Source organism: Candidatus Pelagisphaera phototrophica (assembly GCF_014529625.1).
Classification (GTDB): domain Bacteria; phylum Verrucomicrobiota; class Verrucomicrobiia; order Opitutales; family Opitutaceae; genus Pelagisphaera; species Pelagisphaera phototrophica.
Genome location: NZ_CP076039.1, coordinates 950,606 through 967,793, shown reverse-complemented (window position 1 = coordinate 967,793; position 17,188 = coordinate 950,606). Strand labels below are relative to the sequence as shown.

16 protein-coding genes are annotated in these 17,188 nt (G+C 49.8%); 8 read left to right on the top strand and 8 right to left on the bottom strand.

Annotated features, from left to right (window positions below; genetic code table 11):
- Positions 1-41: 41 nt before the first annotated feature.
- Positions 42-1,010: an SGNH/GDSL hydrolase family protein gene (locus GA004_RS04290; protein WP_283396066.1), complete on the top strand. Its 969-nt coding sequence runs from the start codon at positions 42-44 to the stop codon at positions 1,008-1,010.
- Positions 1,011-1,187: 177 nt separating this feature from the next.
- On the top strand, positions 1,188-2,003 hold the full coding sequence (locus GA004_RS04285) for a hypothetical protein (RefSeq protein ID WP_283396065.1): 816 nt from the start codon (positions 1,188-1,190) through the stop codon (positions 2,001-2,003).
- Between the two features lie 23 nt (positions 2,004-2,026).
- Here GA004_RS04285 and aroE read toward each other — a convergent pair whose 3' ends face one another.
- The 3 genes from aroE to GA004_RS04270 all read right to left on the bottom strand — a co-directional run bounded on the left by aroE (position 2,027) and on the right by GA004_RS04270 (position 4,899).
- Positions 2,027-2,893: a shikimate dehydrogenase gene (aroE, locus tag GA004_RS04280; RefSeq protein ID WP_283396064.1), complete on the bottom strand. Its 867-nt coding sequence runs from the start codon at positions 2,891-2,893 to the stop codon at positions 2,027-2,029.
- 98 nt (positions 2,894-2,991) lie between these two features.
- On the bottom strand, positions 2,992-4,209 hold the full coding sequence (locus tag GA004_RS04275) for an FG-GAP repeat domain-containing protein (RefSeq protein ID WP_283396063.1): 1,218 nt from the start codon (positions 4,207-4,209) through the stop codon (positions 2,992-2,994).
- A 42-nt stretch (positions 4,210-4,251) separates the two neighbouring features.
- Positions 4,252-4,899, bottom strand: a complete 648-nt coding sequence (locus tag GA004_RS04270) for a hypothetical protein (RefSeq protein WP_283396062.1) — start codon at positions 4,897-4,899, stop codon at positions 4,252-4,254.
- Between the two features lie 117 nt (positions 4,900-5,016).
- On the opposite strand from GA004_RS04270, the gene GA004_RS04265 reads away from it, so the two are divergent.
- A complete protein-coding gene (locus GA004_RS04265) occupies positions 5,017-5,775 on the top strand; it encodes a phytanoyl-CoA dioxygenase family protein (RefSeq protein WP_283396061.1) in 759 nt (252 codons plus the stop codon).
- 44 nt (positions 5,776-5,819) lie between these two features.
- Here the strand turns inward: GA004_RS04265 and GA004_RS04260 are convergent, their stop codons facing one another.
- From GA004_RS04260 to GA004_RS04250, 3 genes are all read right to left on the bottom strand, one after another.
- Positions 5,820-7,427: an FG-GAP repeat domain-containing protein gene (locus tag GA004_RS04260; RefSeq protein ID WP_283396060.1), complete on the bottom strand. Its 1,608-nt coding sequence runs from the start codon at positions 7,425-7,427 to the stop codon at positions 5,820-5,822.
- A 117-nt stretch (positions 7,428-7,544) separates the two neighbouring features.
- Positions 7,545-8,609 (bottom strand): hypothetical protein, encoded by a 1,065-nt coding sequence (locus tag GA004_RS04255; protein ID WP_283396059.1) that lies wholly within the window; start codon positions 8,607-8,609, stop codon positions 7,545-7,547.
- 186 nt (positions 8,610-8,795) lie between these two features.
- Entirely contained in the window at positions 8,796-9,161 is a 366-nt protein-coding gene (locus GA004_RS04250; RefSeq protein WP_283396058.1) for a nucleotide pyrophosphohydrolase, read from the bottom strand.
- Positions 9,162-9,505: 344 nt separating this feature from the next.
- On the opposite strand from GA004_RS04250, the gene larE reads away from it, so the two are divergent.
- The 5 genes from larE to GA004_RS04225 are packed head-to-tail and all read left to right on the top strand — an operon-like array spanning position 9,506 to position 14,403.
- Positions 9,506-10,384 carry an ATP-dependent sacrificial sulfur transferase LarE gene (gene larE, locus GA004_RS04245; RefSeq protein ID WP_283396057.1) on the top strand — a complete coding sequence of 293 codons (879 nt, stop codon included), beginning with the start codon at positions 9,506-9,508 and terminating at the stop codon, positions 10,382-10,384.
- Positions 10,377-11,033: a nickel pincer cofactor biosynthesis protein LarB gene (larB, locus tag GA004_RS04240; protein WP_283396056.1), complete on the top strand. Its 657-nt coding sequence runs from the start codon at positions 10,377-10,379 to the stop codon at positions 11,031-11,033. The genes larE and larB overlap by 8 nt, the downstream gene beginning before the upstream one ends.
- Complete coding sequence (larC, locus tag GA004_RS04235; protein ID WP_283396055.1) at positions 11,030-12,298, top strand: nickel pincer cofactor biosynthesis protein LarC; 1,269 nt, start codon at positions 11,030-11,032, stop codon at positions 12,296-12,298. Before larB ends, larC begins: the two co-directional genes overlap by 4 nt.
- Before the next feature lie 57 nt (positions 12,299-12,355).
- Positions 12,356-13,303, top strand: a complete 948-nt coding sequence (locus GA004_RS04230; RefSeq protein ID WP_283396054.1) for a ThuA domain-containing protein — start codon at positions 12,356-12,358, stop codon at positions 13,301-13,303.
- Between the two features lie 47 nt (positions 13,304-13,350).
- The gene (locus GA004_RS04225; protein ID WP_283396053.1) at positions 13,351-14,403 is read left to right on the top strand and encodes a sensor histidine kinase; all 1,053 of its coding nucleotides are present in this window, start codon (positions 13,351-13,353) and stop codon (positions 14,401-14,403) included.
- A gap of 8 nt (positions 14,404-14,411) precedes the next feature.
- On the opposite strand, the gene feoB is transcribed toward GA004_RS04225, so the two are convergent.
- Positions 14,412-16,640, bottom strand: coding sequence for a ferrous iron transport protein B (gene feoB / locus GA004_RS04220; protein ID WP_283396052.1), 2,229 nt, complete (start codon positions 16,638-16,640; stop codon positions 14,412-14,414).
- Positions 16,641-16,663: 23 nt separating this feature from the next.
- Positions 16,664-16,891, bottom strand: coding sequence for a FeoA family protein (locus GA004_RS04215; RefSeq protein ID WP_283396051.1), 228 nt, complete (start codon positions 16,889-16,891; stop codon positions 16,664-16,666).
- Between the last annotated feature and the right edge of the window lie 297 nt (positions 16,892-17,188).

Sequence of the window (17,188 nt, the reverse complement as noted above, 5' to 3'; positions counted from 1 at the left end):
ATGGATAGAATTTGCTCTAAAGGGATTTACCTCCTTCGAAAATGACCCAAGGCAAGCGTCGATATCCAATCCTGATCCTCCTTCTATTCGGCAGCTCTTTCCTCTGTGGGCTATCCGCCCAGAACAAGCTCGATCTCCACGACAAGCGAGTTGTCATACTAGGTGATTCCATTACCCACAGGGGAACTTATGTAAGTTTTATTTCCTACTTCCTCCAGAAACGGAATCCGGACTTGGACTATAACATCATAAGCATCGGCTTGGGGAGTGAAACCGCCGCAGGGACAAGCGAAGCAGAGCACCCCTTTCCCAGACCCTGTATCCATTCGCGACTGGACCATGCCCTCGAGCAGACAAAACCCGATATTATCTTCGCTTGCTACGGGATGAACGATGGCATCTATCATCCCCTCAGAATGGATCGTTTCCTGGCCTACCAATCCGGCATAGAATCACTCGTCGCTAAAGTCCACGCCAGCAATGCAGAAGTCGTTTTGCTAACTCCCCCCCCGTTCGACGCCGACGCGAAAAAGTCCCTCGCTCCGCCCAATGCTACTGACTTCAGCTACAAGGCTCCCTTTGCACAATACAACGAAGTGCTCAGAACCTACGGAAAGTGGATCATGCTTTCCAAGCTATCGGCCGCTCGCAAGATCGACCTCAACACACCCCTGCTGGAGTACAAGCAAGAGCGACGGAAAACGGACCCCCAATTCTTTCTCACGAAAGACGGCATTCACCCAAATGAGTTTGGACATTTGCTCATGGCCAAAACGATTCTCCAGGCATGTGGTTTTGAAATTGAAGGGGACATAATCGAAATTCTGGAGCAAGCCACCGCTGATCCGCTGTTCGGGAAGATCGACCATCGACGCCAAATGCGATCCAAAGGATGGCTCGAATATATCGGCTACGAGCGCGGAGAAGTCGTAAAGGCAGAGAGCGTTCACGAAATTGAGATCGAGGCTGCTGAGAGGCAAAAGAGCATCGACAAGTTGAGGCGTCTCTAACTAACGGGCGGGCTTACGCTCCTCTCCTACGCAACCGACGGGCCCAGTCGTCTCCAATTTTCATTGGAGAAATTTTGAGCAATTGCCGAGATTGGCACGATTCTCGCGTCTGCATTTCATACCCCCTGCAACAGCTGGGAGTATCTCGAATCACCTCAATTGGAAAATTTTCAGAAAATGACACGTAACAAGCTGCTCGATATCGCGGAAGTCGGAGAGGAGGAAATTGACGCCCACTTTCATCTCCTTCCTAACAGCTACTTTGTTAACACAGCCAAGAATGAAATCGTGCGGCATGTCCGGATGATCAACCGTCTGCTCTACGAGATCAATCACGCGGATTCGGTTGGCTCACTCAAACCGATTATCGAGTGGACTCCAGACATCGAAAATGGGCTTTCCGAAGTCAACGTAGTCACCTGGGATCGAGCCGGTCTCTTCCACAAACTTTCGGGCGCCCTCAATGTAGCTGGGTACAATATCCTGGAGGCGAAGGCAATCTCGCGGAGCGACAACATAGCAATCGACACTTTCTACGTACAGGAGAAGGAATACGGCCACACAATCGATTCTGAAACGGTATTCGCAGAGGCTCTCAGCAATGCGCTTATATCCAATGAGGACTTATATCCAAAAATCTCGGATAAGTTTCTTCGTCACAAAGTCAGTCACTCGAAAGCAACCCATAATCCCATCGCTTTCTCTTTTCACCCGAAAGTGGAAATCTATCAGGCTCTTTCCCGCAAAACCGCGATTATTGAAACTCAAGCGCCTGACACCCCTGGATTGCTCTACCAAATCGCCTATCAGTTGCATCGAAAAGGATACGACATTACCTCAGCTAGCATCAGCACCCAACAGGGGATCGCGATCGATACAATCAACTTTCGTCGGGCTATCCCCAATCAAACTATGAGCCGAGAAGAGCTCGAAGAACTGAGTCGGAAAGTCACTCAAACAGTGACTGACACCTGTCCCTTCTTAAAAAGCTAGAGTCCTACCAAATACACTTCAATCTATTCAAACACCGCTTCAAGTCCCGCTCGCATCACGGAGGCATCCGGTATTCTCCCAGTCCAGTATTCAATTCCAATTACGCCTTGGCCAACCAGCATTTTCAGTCCGTCAATCACATGACAGCCTTTGCTTGCAGCCAACTTTACGAGTTGAGTCTTGGGAGGGTTGGGGATCACGTCGGCCACAATCATATTTGAGGTCAGCGCGTTCGAATCCAAGGCTAGTTTGGCATCCACATCTGGATACAAGCCGATGGATGTTGCATTGATCACGATATCGGTATCGCTTGGAATTTGAAAATTGCCGTTCCATAAAACGAAATTTGATTCTAATTCTGGGCAACGATCTTTTACTTTGTCATTCAGCAAGGCAGTCAATTCCCGACCGCGATCTTCACTTCGATTGACAATCGAAATACGATTCGCTCCCGCTAAGGCCATTTCCACGCTGATCGCTCGAGCCGCGCCTCCCGCGCCAAAGATTACGACAGATTTTCCCGCTGGGTCGTCGATTTCCTCGAGGGAAGCAACGAAGCCTTTTCCATCAGTGTTTTCACCGACCAGTTTTCCCTCACGATTGACGACGCAATTCACCGCTCCCATCAGCTCTGCTGATTCTCCCAGCCTATCAAGATACTGAATCACCTCAACCTTATGAGGAATCGTACAATTGAATCCTTGAAACCCGAATACACGTGCGGCCTCCACCGCAGCCTTCAAGCCCTCGGGCCTGACTTCGAGAGTCAGGTAACGCCAGTCCAAGCCCAGTGCCCGAAAGGCGGGCTCAATCATCGCCTGAGTCGGATTTTCCGCCACCGGATACCCATAGCAGCCGACCAATTCTTGTTTAAAATTCAATTCAGCCATAAATCAATCCTTCCGCTCACCGAGCACACATATTCCTTCGAGTCCAAAATTAACCGTAGAAATCAATCGCATCGACTCTTGAAACCAGAGGGCAACCCTCAACCTTCATTAAAGATCACGTATGTGCCACTCTTCCCCGCTACGGCAATATCCAGACGACCATCGCCATTCAAATCCCCGGTTGCAATTTGGAGTCCAGTACCCGCCGAGCCTTCGACAATCGTTTTTCTATCGAATCGCTTCTGTTTCTTGTCCCAATTATAGTAATACAAAACGGGGTCCTCCTTGCCGCCGGGATCCTTCCCGTTGTGGGCAAAGACGCGCTTGCCCGTTATCAACTCATCCTCCCCATCCCCATCGATATCCGCCAAATGGAGCACATGCGGCTGGGAAAAGCTCTTGTCGATTACGTGCTCCTTCCACTGTAGCGTACCGTCCGACGCCGGTTTCAGCTGCTCGCGCCAGAATAGACCATAATCATGTCCCATCCCATAGATAAAATCGTTTCGGCCATCTCCATTTAAGTCTCGTACCACCATAGGTATCGACGCGTGAAGGTACCAATCCTTGTGCCACTTCCATGGCTTATCCATCGCACCCGACTTTGGCCGCTCATACCAGCCCTCTTGGAAGAGAACGTCCTCTAGACCGTCCCCATTCAAATCGCCCATTCCCAGCCCGTGCCCATTCCGGCTCGATCCAATCTTGATCTTCTCCATAGTAGGAACCTCTTGCATCTCCTTTACGGTTCGATTGCCGCGCTTGACTTCGACTTCCCGTACTTCCGTTTTAAACTTCCACGCCAGCAGCGAGGTTTCCTTGTTCCAGGAATTAACTACAAATTCCTTGACCCCATCCCCATCGAGGTCGTGCATGAGCTCCGCTTCGTTCCGGTCCACCTGGGTATCAACCAGCAAACGCTTTTCCCACAGAAGCCCTAGCTTTAACACCTCCGGACCTGGGTTGCGGAACCAGTTAATCTCGGTTTGGAAAAAAGACTGTGCAATTATGTCAACCCAGCCATCCGCATCGACATCATAGGGAAAATCGCCATTTGAATGAATGTATCCGTTTCTGTCTTCGATGGGACGTAAAGCGCGAGGAACAAAGTCCGGTCCCGCATACCAGTTTCGTCCAGCCACAACGTCTAGCTGACCATCGTTGTTCACATCGACAATGGCACAGCCTTCATTCGCATCAATGGCAAGAAGCTTCGTGGAAAAAGAGATATCCCTTTCTCCCGCATAGACGAATCCAGAAGTCAGGAGAACTAGACTCCCGAGAATAAAATTGAGGGGTAATTTCGCTAATTTCATAATCGTCTAGCTTATCGTCGCGAGGTCGGGGAATGGTTCAATCTATTTATAGCAGGAAGTTAATTTGCACTTCCCTACTTGCCGTTCACTATTTGTGATTGGGCCGTAGAACCTTCTATATCCCGAATTTCTATACTGAGCTCGGACTTTTTCGGCAAGTCTTCCCTTACGGCTAAGGTGATCGTCGCCAATCCCCTTTCCGCATGAAACGAGTAGGCGACCCTTTTCTCGTTCAACGATTTGATCCCCGGCCCAAAGAACACTTTCATCCGGTCCTGATAATTTCAAACCCACAGCTCCTGCGGTTCGAACATCCATTTGGAAACGCAAATAATGGAAGTTTATGCGTCCGTGCTGTCGGAGCGGCGGAATTCCGTCCAAGGGAAGCGTTCCATCCACCCTCGCGTACAAGGGCCGCCATTCGAACAGAGGATCATCGGAAGTGACGTAGCCAAAGGGCTTGTGCCGCACAATATCCACAAAACCGCTATCACCATCCTGATCGTGCAGGTATTTAAAGGTCCTCGCTATTCGTCCGGAAGAAACCTTATAGGGTCCCTCTTTCCCCAGTTCGGAGAGGTAGGCGACTAGATCAGCCAATTCATCTTTGCGTAATCCGCCCGTCAGTCCGCCGCAGAGCCGACGACAAGAAACAAATCCTTGTCCTGCATCGGAGGATCCGCGTGACAAAAATCGACATTTCGCATCAGCGACGGTTGTAATTTAGGACCCCTCAAACACCGCATTCGCTGCTTTTTAAATTGCCGAATCTTACGAAATTACGTTCAATCCGGAGTTCTTCTCGAAATGCTCAGCACCCAAAAACAATTACTTTCCCAATCCGAATGCGAATCGCTCGACTCATTGGGCTACGTTTCGCTGGGTCGACTGTTGGACGAAGTGCAGTTGGAGGCGATTCGTGAACGCGTTCGCCAATTAGTCGAAGAGGAAGGTGATCAAGGAGGACATGAACTCTTTAGCTCAGATCGAATTCGCCACCCAAAAGAGGAAGGAGCAGACCGGCTCGCCAATCTCGTCAACAAGGGCTCGGTATTCGATTCACTCTACACCCAACCTAAATTGCTCGCAGCGATCAGCTACGTCCTAGGACCTGAAATCAAGTTGTCATCGCTCAACTATCGGGCTGCCAAACCAGGACAAGGCCTGCAAAAGCTGCACGTCGACTGGAAATCTGCAGTCATGCCCGGCGAGTTCAAAGTCTGTAATTCGATATGGCTCCTGGATGATTTTACCAAAGCCAACGGAGCCACTCGGTTAGTACCCAAGTCACACCTATTCGGCAAGATACCCGAGGAGGTGATGGAAGATCCCTTGCAATCGCACCCAGATGAAATCCTTCTAGAGGCTCCAGCGGGAACAGTTATGGTATTCAACTCTCACTTATGGCATGGCGGGACGATCAACCACACGAACCAACCACGCCGTGCCATTCATAGTTACTTTTGCACCCGAGAACGAGTTCAACAAACGCCTCAACAAAAATTCATCCAACAAGAAACGCTCAGACGGATTTCACGGGAAGCGAACTGGCTTTTAGATGTGTAGTCTAATATGACAGTTTAGTGACAATATTCAGGTAGCGGGCTATCTTACTTTCCCATCCGATTCTCCAAAACGAGAATAGGCGGACCCCCACTCACCAGTTCTTCAAATTTGTCCATGTATTTCTCCCGCATTCCGACCGGAACATAGGCGGCTCCTAAGACGATGTCTTGGTCCCCGTCCCCATCAGCGTCCCCGGAATCGATCGACAGCCAGCGACCCTTTTGCGTCGCGGGATGGGTAAACGGAATGAACTCTAGCGAATCGACCTGCTCAAGATAGACAAAGTTCTCCGGGCGTTCCAAATCAAAATCGGGGTGGTAGGAAATCGCCGCTATATCCAGATCTCCATCATGGTCGAAGTCTGCCACCTCCGCACCGTAAACGCCATACATCGGATAGAAATACGACTCTTCAAATTGAAGATTCCCCTTGTTCAGATAAAGGCGAATGCCATGATCACCCTTCAACGTATTATAGGTATCTGAATCGCCATTGTCACCATTGAGGGTAAGCAGGTCCATCTGCCCGTCTCCATTGAAGTCTTTCAGTTCAAATCCAATGTATCCGAAAGACGGATGTTTCTCCCAAAGTACATTCTGAGTGAATGTTCCGTTTTTATCGTTGAGAAACACACTCACATTTTCTCGAGCCGCACTCATCATGACAACGATGTCCAAATACCCATCTTCATTAAAGTCGTGGGCATCGCCCTTAACGATTCCGGGCTGGTCACTGAGAATCAGCGGATCTGCCGCATAAGCACCGTTTCCCGAGTCTCGCCCATAAATCGAGAAATTGCCTGTATAGTCACCAAAGTTACTTACAAGCAATTCATCCAGACCATCATTGTCTAGGTCCGCGAAAGCGAAGTCTGCGGGGCGGTGCAGATCCTTCACCAAAATATTGAGCCCCATGAATACTCCCCCGAAAACCCGTGTGTGCTGAAACTCTCCCAACTTGGCTCCGATATTTGAAGCAAATAGGTCACCAATGGACAAAAGATAGAGATCTTCGCCAACGGCTTGAGCCTCGACCAGAGACACTCCCGGCGAAGGATGGCTGTCATGGAAATTCAGATTACGATCCAGAACGGTCAATTGCTCTGATCGACCATCGTGGATGTAGAGTAGTCCATTTTCTTCATCGATGTGCACCATGGATGTAATGGCAGAGTCCATACGGTATTGGGTAGGTTTAACACGAAACTTCTCAGTGTCCTCAATAATCACAGGCTTCGTGATCTGGGGAATCGCCTTCTCCGGAGCCTCAGCAATATAATAAGCTCTCAGTTTGGCCCAATCCTCGTTCGACATCAACGGAGCATCTGGCAACAGGTTCGCGTCCCGGACGAATTCCTCACGCAAATGAATGCTTCCCAGTGCGGATTCCGGCGACCCTTCCATGTATTCGTAGTCTACAATTCCCAAAAAGAAGCCCATGTAAGTCAGAGCGTATTCCCAGCTTTTCTTGGGAAGTAGGTCCGCGGCAGGAACTTGATGGCAAGCAATACAATGCTGGGTCGCGAGCAATCGCCCGGCTTCGACGCTATTCGCAACGGATGGACCCCCGTCTTCAGATTGAGAGCAGGCAACCAACAAAACGGACAACAAAAGCCATCCCAAAAACTGAACTCGATGAATAAAACTCACCATTGAGGTGACGTTCTAGCAATCAGCGCTTAACGAGCGACCAAAAAAGCTCTAAAAGGTTGTTCGAGACTGCTCCAGAAGAGGACGTATTCTATCCCGCTTCCAGTACTCAAGGACCCGTTACTTTTTAGAAGTGGTCAAATTTCCAAGGTAGCTCGCAAAGACCAACTGTTGGCGAGCGTCGGCCTGTGCCGCGCTCCAGGCAGGCGAAGCGAGAGCTTCGATATCCGCCAAGCCAAAGGCCTCAAGCGGACTGAGAGGTCCCTTCGCCGCCCGCAAGATCGTGTAGTCGAACCACTTTCGCTGCTTCTCCAAGCGAGTCGCATCATCTGGGAGCAGATGGTACTGCGCCTGCCAATCGATGATCTCTCCGAGTATATCGGTACCCAGTCGTCCTCCCCAAATCCAGTACGCTCCGCTCATGGCCCATTCCTTCAACTCTTTCCATTGCAAGGCTGAGAGTGATTTCAAGGGATCGATCGATCTTGCCCGCTTTCCAATGCTCTCCGCATCCTCCTTAGTTTCCAGTCCGGGTCTCAACCACGACAAAGAAAGTGTCGCCACCATGGCATTGTAACGATCGCTTCCCCGAGTCACCTCAAGAGCCAATGTTGGCTGGTCCAACGGAATCTTATCGGGTGTTCCCATTTTATCCATCAGCGCCAGTATCCGAGCCTGCATATCCAGCACGTTGGTCGCAAAAGCTCTTGAAAGGACGTCCTCCTTATACCCCGAACCAATGGGCCAATGCGACTCGACCGTCGTCACCCAGTCTTCAAGGTTTTCCAGATAATGATCCGAATCGCCCGTGTAAATTCGGATCAAATCCAATAGTGTCGATCGCCGCGTTTTCGGATCAACATTGGACAGCCCCAAACTCAATAACGGAATGGAAACGTCCCGATCCTTCTTTTTGAATGAGGCAAGCATGAACCGATCGGGTGCCGGAGCATAGCCCCGAGCAATAGCTGAAAGCTCCTCGATACATTTACCGCAGCTGAGACTGTACACAACTATCTCGGTGGGAAGCGTAGTTGCCTCCCCGCTCGCCGCGAACCAGTCAAGCGAATAGCCGAGGGTGGCATCCGTCGGGAGCACCATCGCATTTTGAGCTTTTCCATGTGGGGAGGCGGCTAAAATTAACGCTAAGCCAGATACCCCTAGCCCTGTTTTTAATCCACTCATCATTCAAACAATCAAATAACACCCCAGGAAAACCTCCCATTCGAAATCTCGCAATGACTAATGCTAGAAGCCAAAAGATTTGATAATTCGGTGACCGGCCTCGGAGGCTATGCGAATTTTTTCGCCGTTATTGCCCTTGATCTCGGACACGTTGTCATCCAAGTCGCAAGTCGTCGCGAAAATCTATTACAACGAGTCGTACTTGTCCGACCTGCCTCTTGCTTTTTCGACGGGGTACTTATCAGCATTGATCGCCATTTTGCGCTTGATCGCTTGGGATAGATCAATATCCGCACGATTGGCAAACTGAAGGGAATAGATAATTACGTCCGCGAGCTCATCTTCAATCGCCAGCCTCGCTGCTGCATCTCCAACGAGCGTATTTGAAGCCGTATTATCCAACCATTGGAATCGCTCCATTAACTCTCCCGCCTCGATCGAAATCGACATGGCTAGGTTCTTGAGCGAGTGGTACTGAATCCAGTCTCTTTCCTCTGCGAAGGCGGCGACGGATTGCTTCAATTCTTCCAAGGTTGCAGTTTGTTCGGGCATTGCGTATTCGTATGGGACTAGCCACCAGCGGGCAAATGAATTAAACAAAAACCACTCACAAGCATTGGGTTCATTGACAATTCCCCGATATTCCTCAGAAATCACAACAATCCATTATGAAATTTGCAATTTGCTCATTTTCTCTGTTTCATATTACCTCCGTGGCGGCACCTGCACACACCTCTGGTTTGGCTCATGCTCAACCGCACCCAGAGAGCATTAGTGCATTCGCGATTCTTTCGGCGGGATTAACCGCTGGGGCAATCGTTTGGATTGCTTTCAGAAAAATCAATAAGGGATCCAGAGCGAATCAGTCCCGCTAGTACGATCTCGACCCTAACCGGATGCTCCTCGCAAAAGGATTCGAAGATCCGAGGAGCTACCTACTCAACCTCAGCCTCAAGGAACCTACCATGACCGCTACCCTACTCGAAAGTCTGGAAGCCTGGTTTGAACCGATCGAAGGTAGTCTAACCGCTTTTTCTGGGGGCGTCGACTCTGCACTCGTTCTCTACTTATCCAAGCGATTCCTCGGTCAAAAAGGCATCGGAATCATCGCCGATTCGCCCAGTTTGAAACGAGCCGACCTAGAGATCGCCAAGCGATTCTGCCAGCAGTTTGAAATTTCCCTTAGGATTATTCAAACCGACGAGCTCGACAAAGCGGAATACAAGAGCAACCCTTTTAACCGTTGCTACTACTGCAAGGATACGCTCTACAGCATGATGCGGGAGCTCCATCAGTCAGACTACGCCAACTTTGCGCTTTTGAACGGCGCTAACGTGGACGATCTTGGAGACTTTCGCCCCGGACACCAGGCGGCGAACGAACAAAATATCCTGACTCCCCTCGCCGACTGTGGACTCGACAAAGACGATATTAGAGCACTTGCGAAGCACTTCGAGCTTCCTGTCTGGGACAAACCTGCAAGCCCCTGTCTCAGCTCTCGAATCCCCTACGGTCAAGAAGTAACCAAAGAAAAGCTGACTCAAATTGAATCGGCCGAGATTGTGCTGAACAACCTCGGTTTCCCAGAAGTCCGCGTACGCCATTTCGGGGATCTTGCGAAGATCGAATCCCCTGTATCAGAAATCGAACGACTCCAATCACTTTTTCAGCTGATAGAGTCCTCCCTTAAGGAAATCGGCTACAAAAAAGTTGAAATCGACAAGGAAGGTCTGGTTTCCGGAAAACTCAACCGAGCAATTTCTTCGAATGGATGACTATAATTTGGATACCAACAGGGAAGAACGCTTAGGCTTCCCCGAAGTGGTCTACGGAAGCTCAAAATCCGTAGACCTGCTACGAAGAATTCTGAACGAGTATCAAACTCAGTCTAGAAACGCACTGGCCACAAGGGTACAGCCGGAAAAGGGCCAAGCCCTGCTAGAGTATTTTCCTGATGCTCACTACGACCCAGTATCCCAGTGCTTTTTGTTACAGGCCAATGATCTCGACGACGAGAATGCTCGCATTGGAATATTAAGTGCAGGTAGTTCGGACCTTCCTATAGTCAATGAAGCGTACTACACGCTCAATCTGCTAAACGTCCCTGCAAAACGGATTAACGACGTAGGAGTAGCCGGAATACACAGGCTATTTGACCGTCTGGATGACATAAAAACCTGCCGAACACTCATCGTGGTCGCCGGATTTGAGGGAGCTTTGCCGAGTGTCGTAGGAGGGCTTCTGTCCCAGCCCATCATCGCCGTGCCATCGAGCGTTGGTTACGGAGTCGCTACAGGTGGAATGGCAGCCTTAAATGCCATGCTGTCCAGCTGCGCAAATGGCATTTCGGTCACCAATATAGACAATGGATACGGTGCCGCCATGGCAGCCTACCGGATTTTGAAACAGATTGAAGCCAAATGAATACCCTCTACATAGAGCCATTTTCCGGTCTTTCAGGAGACATGTTCCTCGGAGCTCTTTGCGGACTGCTGGAGGCATACGATGACCTCGAGGGGCTTCCTCAAAAACTGAATCTTCCCGATGGGCGCGTTGAGATCACTAGTGTGGAAAAAAACGGCATCGTATGCCGTCACGTGAATGTGGTCGATCTCAACGAACCAACCAACGCGCATCACGACCACGGCCATAAGCACGAACACCCACATCACCACCATAAGCACGACGAGGGGCACAGCCATTCCCACAGCCACGATCATCCTCATAGTCATGTGCATGGCTCCCATGAACATCGCCACCTAAGCGAAATTATTGATCTGATCGACAACGCAGATATCACCGATTCTGCTCGAAAAATTTCTAAGGAAATTTTCCAGCTTATCGGAAAGGCAGAATCAGAAGTACACAATATTCCCATTGAGAAGATTCACTTCCACGAAATTAGTGCCGTTGACTCGATCATTGATATTGTAGGCTGCGCTGTGCTAATCGATCGGCTCGGTAGTCTCACAACCTATTCAGAACCCGTTTGTGTAGGTCATGGAATGGTCGATACACAGCACGGACTTCTTCCTATTCCCGCTCCCGCAACTGCGAAACTGCTACAAGGGATTCACTGCTACAAGGGAGACGAGAAGGGGGAACGTGTTACTCCCACGGGCGCTGCCATTCTCAAATACCTCAATCCCATCTTTGAGTCACCAACCTTGAAGATAGATCGTTCCGCCTACGGTCCGGGAAAGAAAGATTTTATTGGGCCGAATGTACTTCGACTCTCTCTCGGCACGATCAGCCAAGCTTCCTCAGCGATCTATTCGGTCGAGACCAACCTAGACGATTCATCATCTGAACTTCTAGGTTCTGATTTCCAGGCTCAACTTCTCGAGCAAGGGGCGATCGACTTTACGCTTACTCAAGCCCTTATGAAAAAGGGCCGGCCCGGCCACCTGCTCAGTGCTTTAGCTAGCCATGAAGACCTCAAATCGGTCTGCGACTTCATACTCGAAAATACCACGGCAATTGGTATTCGATATTATCCCGTAAGCCGTAAAATACTCGACCGGACCGAAGAAGCCGTTTCCACGGAATTCGGGACCATCAGAGTCAAAACAGTAACCACCCCTTCTGGCAAAGAACGGCGAAAAGCGGAATATGAAGACTTGTCCAGAGTAGCGAAGAAACAAGGGGTTTCCATAATGGAGCTGAAGCAGTCAATCGAAGGCAGCTAGTCAAAAAGAGATTTTAAAAGACGAACAAAGTGCATTCAAAACCATAAGCTAGAATCAATGAAAGTGAATCGTCCCCTGACAATATTTTCCATCCTCAGCATCACTCTCTGCACATTCGCGGCTCATGCCGATAAAACAAAAGTCCTCTTTGTGGCAGGTAAAAAGAGCCACGGGTACTTTGCTCATGAGCACAATGCCGGATCTCTGCTGTTAGCTAAATTACTCAACGCCAGCGGATTAGACTTTGAGGCTTCGGTCTACCACAATCCAGAGAATCCCGGCTGGCCCCAAGACAAATCTCTTCTCGAAGGGATCAAAGCCGTAGTCATTTACTGCGATGGAGGAGAAAGGCACGTCGCCAATAATCACGTGGGTGCCATCGACGCTCTCCAAGCCAAGGGTGTTGGAGTCGGTTGTCTGCACTACGGAGTCGAAACGGTCGACGGAGCGCCGGGTGATGCGTTCCTGCGGTGGATAGGTGCATACTACCAGCTCTACAAATCGGTCAACCCGCACTGGACACCTAAATTTGAAAAGCTTCCTGATCATCCCGTCGCTAATGGGGTTAAGCCGTTTTCAATCAATGACGAATGGTACTTCAATATGCGATTCCGGAAAGACATGGAAGGAGTCACTCCTATTCTTTCCGCGATTCCCCCAATCGATCTGCTACCAGAAAAGGACCATCACCACAATTCGACTCCAGATGGCCGAGCTGCGGTTGCGAGAAGAGACCTTCAACACGTCATGTGGGTGTCGGAAAACGAGAATGGAAGCCGAGGGTTTGGGTTTACCGGCGGTCATTGGCATGACAACTGGTTGGACGACAATCTTCGCAAAGTCGTGTTGAATGCCATTGGATGGATCGCAAACAAGGAGATTCCTCAAGACGGTATTCCTTCAGTCACACCTACTTTGGAAGAGCTAATGCGGAACCAGGACTACCCTCCCAATCCCTCGAAGATCAGGGAGGACCGCTACGCGGATATCAGGAGAAAAAAATGATCGTATCCATTTTCTCCGTTAAGCCTCGAATTTAAAATAGAAACTAAATGCAACCCTCTTCAAGTGTCGTATCGTCGGTCATCGTTGACTACGAACTGAATATTTTGAAGTCGGATCCGGCAACGCAAAAGCTCCTTTCAACGGAGAGTTCAATTGCAGAGCAATCCCCTACTTTGGAAGCTCTTTTAATATCTGCTATCGCAGAAGGCACATCTTGCTCAAGTAATGTAGTCTTTCTTGGAGGAGACAATCAGCCGAGCAAGATTAACATCGCAAATTGCTTACCGTTCCCTGCATGTTCCCTTGTATTTGTAACACTATTACCAGCAGTCGTAGAGGACTCAGTCAAGCCATCGGAAGCCAATCGGAAGATAGACATGCAGAGCGCGTTTCTGGCTAATATGAATCATGAAATTCGCACTCCCCTCAACGGTATGGTCGGTATGCTAGACCTTCTCGAGGATACGGAATTGGATGAGGACCAAAAGGAAATGCTCGAAGCGATCCGTACTAGCGGGGATACCTTGCTTACATTGATCAATGATATTCTCGATCTTTCCAAAATTGACGCTGGGAAGATCGATATCGAGTCAATTCCTTTTTCTCCAAGCGATTGTATCAATAGTTGCGTTTTTCTTCTGAAAAGCAAAGCGGTCCAGCGCTCCCTTTCCATCGACGCGAAGATCGATAAATCAGTTCCCAGCATCGCGGTGGGTGATTCGGCCCGCTTACGCCAGATCATTCTCAATCTTGTCAACAACGCTCTCAAATTCACTATCCTAGGCTCGATCTGTATTGAAGCATCCGCTACTAGTATCTCCGTAGATGCTTCCCTTCTCCAGGTCTCAGTCAAAGACACTGGCATTGGCATTGCACCGGAAAAGATGCATCGCCTTTTCAAACCGTTCTCACAAATCGACGCATCCATTTCGCGCCGTTTTGGCGGTAGCGGCCTAGGTCTAGCGATCTGCAAGAATCTCGTCAAGCTCATGGGAGGGGAAATTCAAGTCGATTCCATTCCTAACAAGGGATCCGAGTTCCGCTTTACAATTCCTCTTGAGGTATCGAAGGAAGCTCCCTTTCAGCCGAAAGGTGACTAGAGGGCTATCTAAAACCAGGATCCCACCTGGTTGATCCCAATTGAAGCCAGCCAAGCGAGGATCGTCATAAACCCAAAGGACAGTGCTGCCCATCTCCAACTCGTCTCCTGAGCGATCACCGCAAGGGTCGCCCCACACTGTTGGCACAGGGCAAAGAACACCATTAACGCAATCACGACGGGAATGGTGAAAATCGGCATCCCCGCTTTAGGCCCACTCTGCCATTTCTGGCTAGCCATCGCTTCACGCAAGTCACCCGCCTCTTCGTCCACATCACCGCCAAGACTGTAGATAATCCCTAGCGTGGAAATAATCACCTCTCGGGCGGGAAAACTGGCAATCACGCCTACGGTAATCTTCCAGTCAAATCCAGCTCCTGAAAATACGGGCTGCACGGTCTTTCCGATCCGCCCCATCCAACTCTGCTCGATGAATGCGGAAGACACCTTGTGGTCTAATGCGGCCACGATTGCTTCATCCTCATGGATTGACGCTAGGGCAAATTCCTCGGTCCAACCATTCCGAGCGGCAATTTCGGATACAAATATTTCACGCGTTTCTATTTCTACGGATTCGGTACGTGGAAAATATAGGAGAGCCCAAATGATAATGGTAATCGCGAATATCACGGTTCCGGCATTAACGACGAACTCCTTACCCTGACTGTACATCTTGAGCATCACATCCCGCACTTTGGGGATCTGATAGCTAGGCAACTCCATAAGAAAGGGCTGTGGAGGCGTCTTAAGAATGTACTCATTCATCAAGTACGCAAACGGCATCGCTACAAGCAATCCTACGAAGTGCATCGAGAACAGAACGGCACCCGCCACAGCTGCTCCATATCGAGGCTCTATGAATGCTCCAATCATTAACACATAGACGGGTAGCCTGGCCGAACAACTCATAAAGGGAGCGACAAGAATCGTCACCAATCGGGCTTTTGAATCCTGAATCGTTCGAGTCGCCATCACCCCAGGAATGGCGCAAGCATAGCTGGAAAGAAGCGGGACAAAACTTTTACCCGACAGACCGCACCAACTAAATAGCTTATCCATCAGAAAAGCTGCCCTCGACATGTATCCAGTATCCTCTAGCAGACTTATAAAGAAGAATAGGATCATGATTTGAGGCAAAAATATGACCACGGCCCCGACCCCCTCAATGATCCCATCGGTAACCAGACTTTCAATCATAGGCCACCCTGAGAGAACGTTCGAAACGGTGTCTTGCACCACGGACTTTCCCATGTCGATCAAGTCCATGAAAGGTCCCGCCCAACTGTAGACGGATTGAAACACAAGGTACATCAAGGCCAGAAACGCGATTAGTCCCCAAACCTTATGCGTTAAGAGGCTATCGATGGACTCACTCCCCGCGATTCTCGAGGAATCTCGCGCCGAAATGAAGGGCTCGACGTATTCCTTAATGTGTCGGTACAAAAGTACCGCTTCTGCATTAGCTGGATTCAGCCCGCCTTTAAAGAGTGCCTTCTTCGAGATCTCAAGTGCCTCCTGCGTTTCCAAACCGGACGCTCCCGCCCGTTTGAAGATCTCATCGTCATTCTCAAAGATGCCACGCATTAAAGCGGCATCGTCGATCCGAGCTGATACTGGTTCCGACAGCTCCGAACGCACCCCTGATATCGCTTCCTCTATTGACTCAGGCCACGTGGGTGATATCAACTTCGGCTTTTCATCCAACGCCTGAATCACCGCATCTTTCAGTTCAGTGATTCCTTCCGCTCGCGATGCAGAGATCGGCACAATTGGGATGCCGAGCTTCTCTTTGAGGCCTTCTATGTCTATGGCGATGTTCCGCTTTTGAGCGGTATCCCAATAGTTAAGAGCGAGCACCATCGGCACTCCTAGCTGCCCGATTTGAAAAGCGAGAAACAAGTTTCGCTGCAGATTGGTCGCGTCGACAATGCAAAGCACAATATCCGGTCGGTCAAGATTCTCAACCTCCCCACGAAGGGCATCCACCACCACCCGCTCGTCTGGAGACGTAGCCGCCAAACTGTAGGTTCCCGGCAAATCGAGAATCTCAACGCGCTCTGTACCGATCAGCGTAATTCCTGTCTTCTTCTGAACCGTCACCCCGGAGTAGTTGCCCACCTTCTGACGCAAACCGGTTAGGCAATTGAACAGCGTACTCTTTCCCGTATTAGGATTGCCGATCAACGCTACCCGTCGCAGTCGATCTGGTGAGACACGGTTATTCGCTAGTTTCGGCACTACGGGATATCGCCTCGCAGGCTTTAAACGGGTTGAACGATGATTTGAGCGGCGTCTTCACGTCGCAAACTCAATTGGCGACCATCAACGTCCAGCGCAATCGGGTCCCCCAACGGAGCAGATTTAATAAAACGAACCGTAACTCCCGGCATCAGCCCCAACTCCATCAAACGACGCGAAAGCCCTTGAGCCCGCTTGTACGAACCAATCTTTGCGATCTGACCGTCGTTTAAATCGTTTAAAGTTTTCACAGGATCTTCCTTTTACGCTTGTTGAGAACGAGTTTCAGTCTAAACTGTTAGAAGTCAAATGGTTTTGCGTCCATGTTGCAAGTATCGGAAACAGTCATCATCCTCCTAGTTGTCGCCCTCGCAACGGCCTGTCTCGCTAAACGCTTTTTGTTCAAGGGGAAGCGAGGCTGCGGTCATACCGTCAGTTGCAAATGTGCAAAACCCTCACTGCCAACTCACATCAAAAAGATCGACCCTTCGTAACGGGGTTTCTCGACTAATCGAAATCAGCCCAAATCCCTCGGAACTATAGTTCTC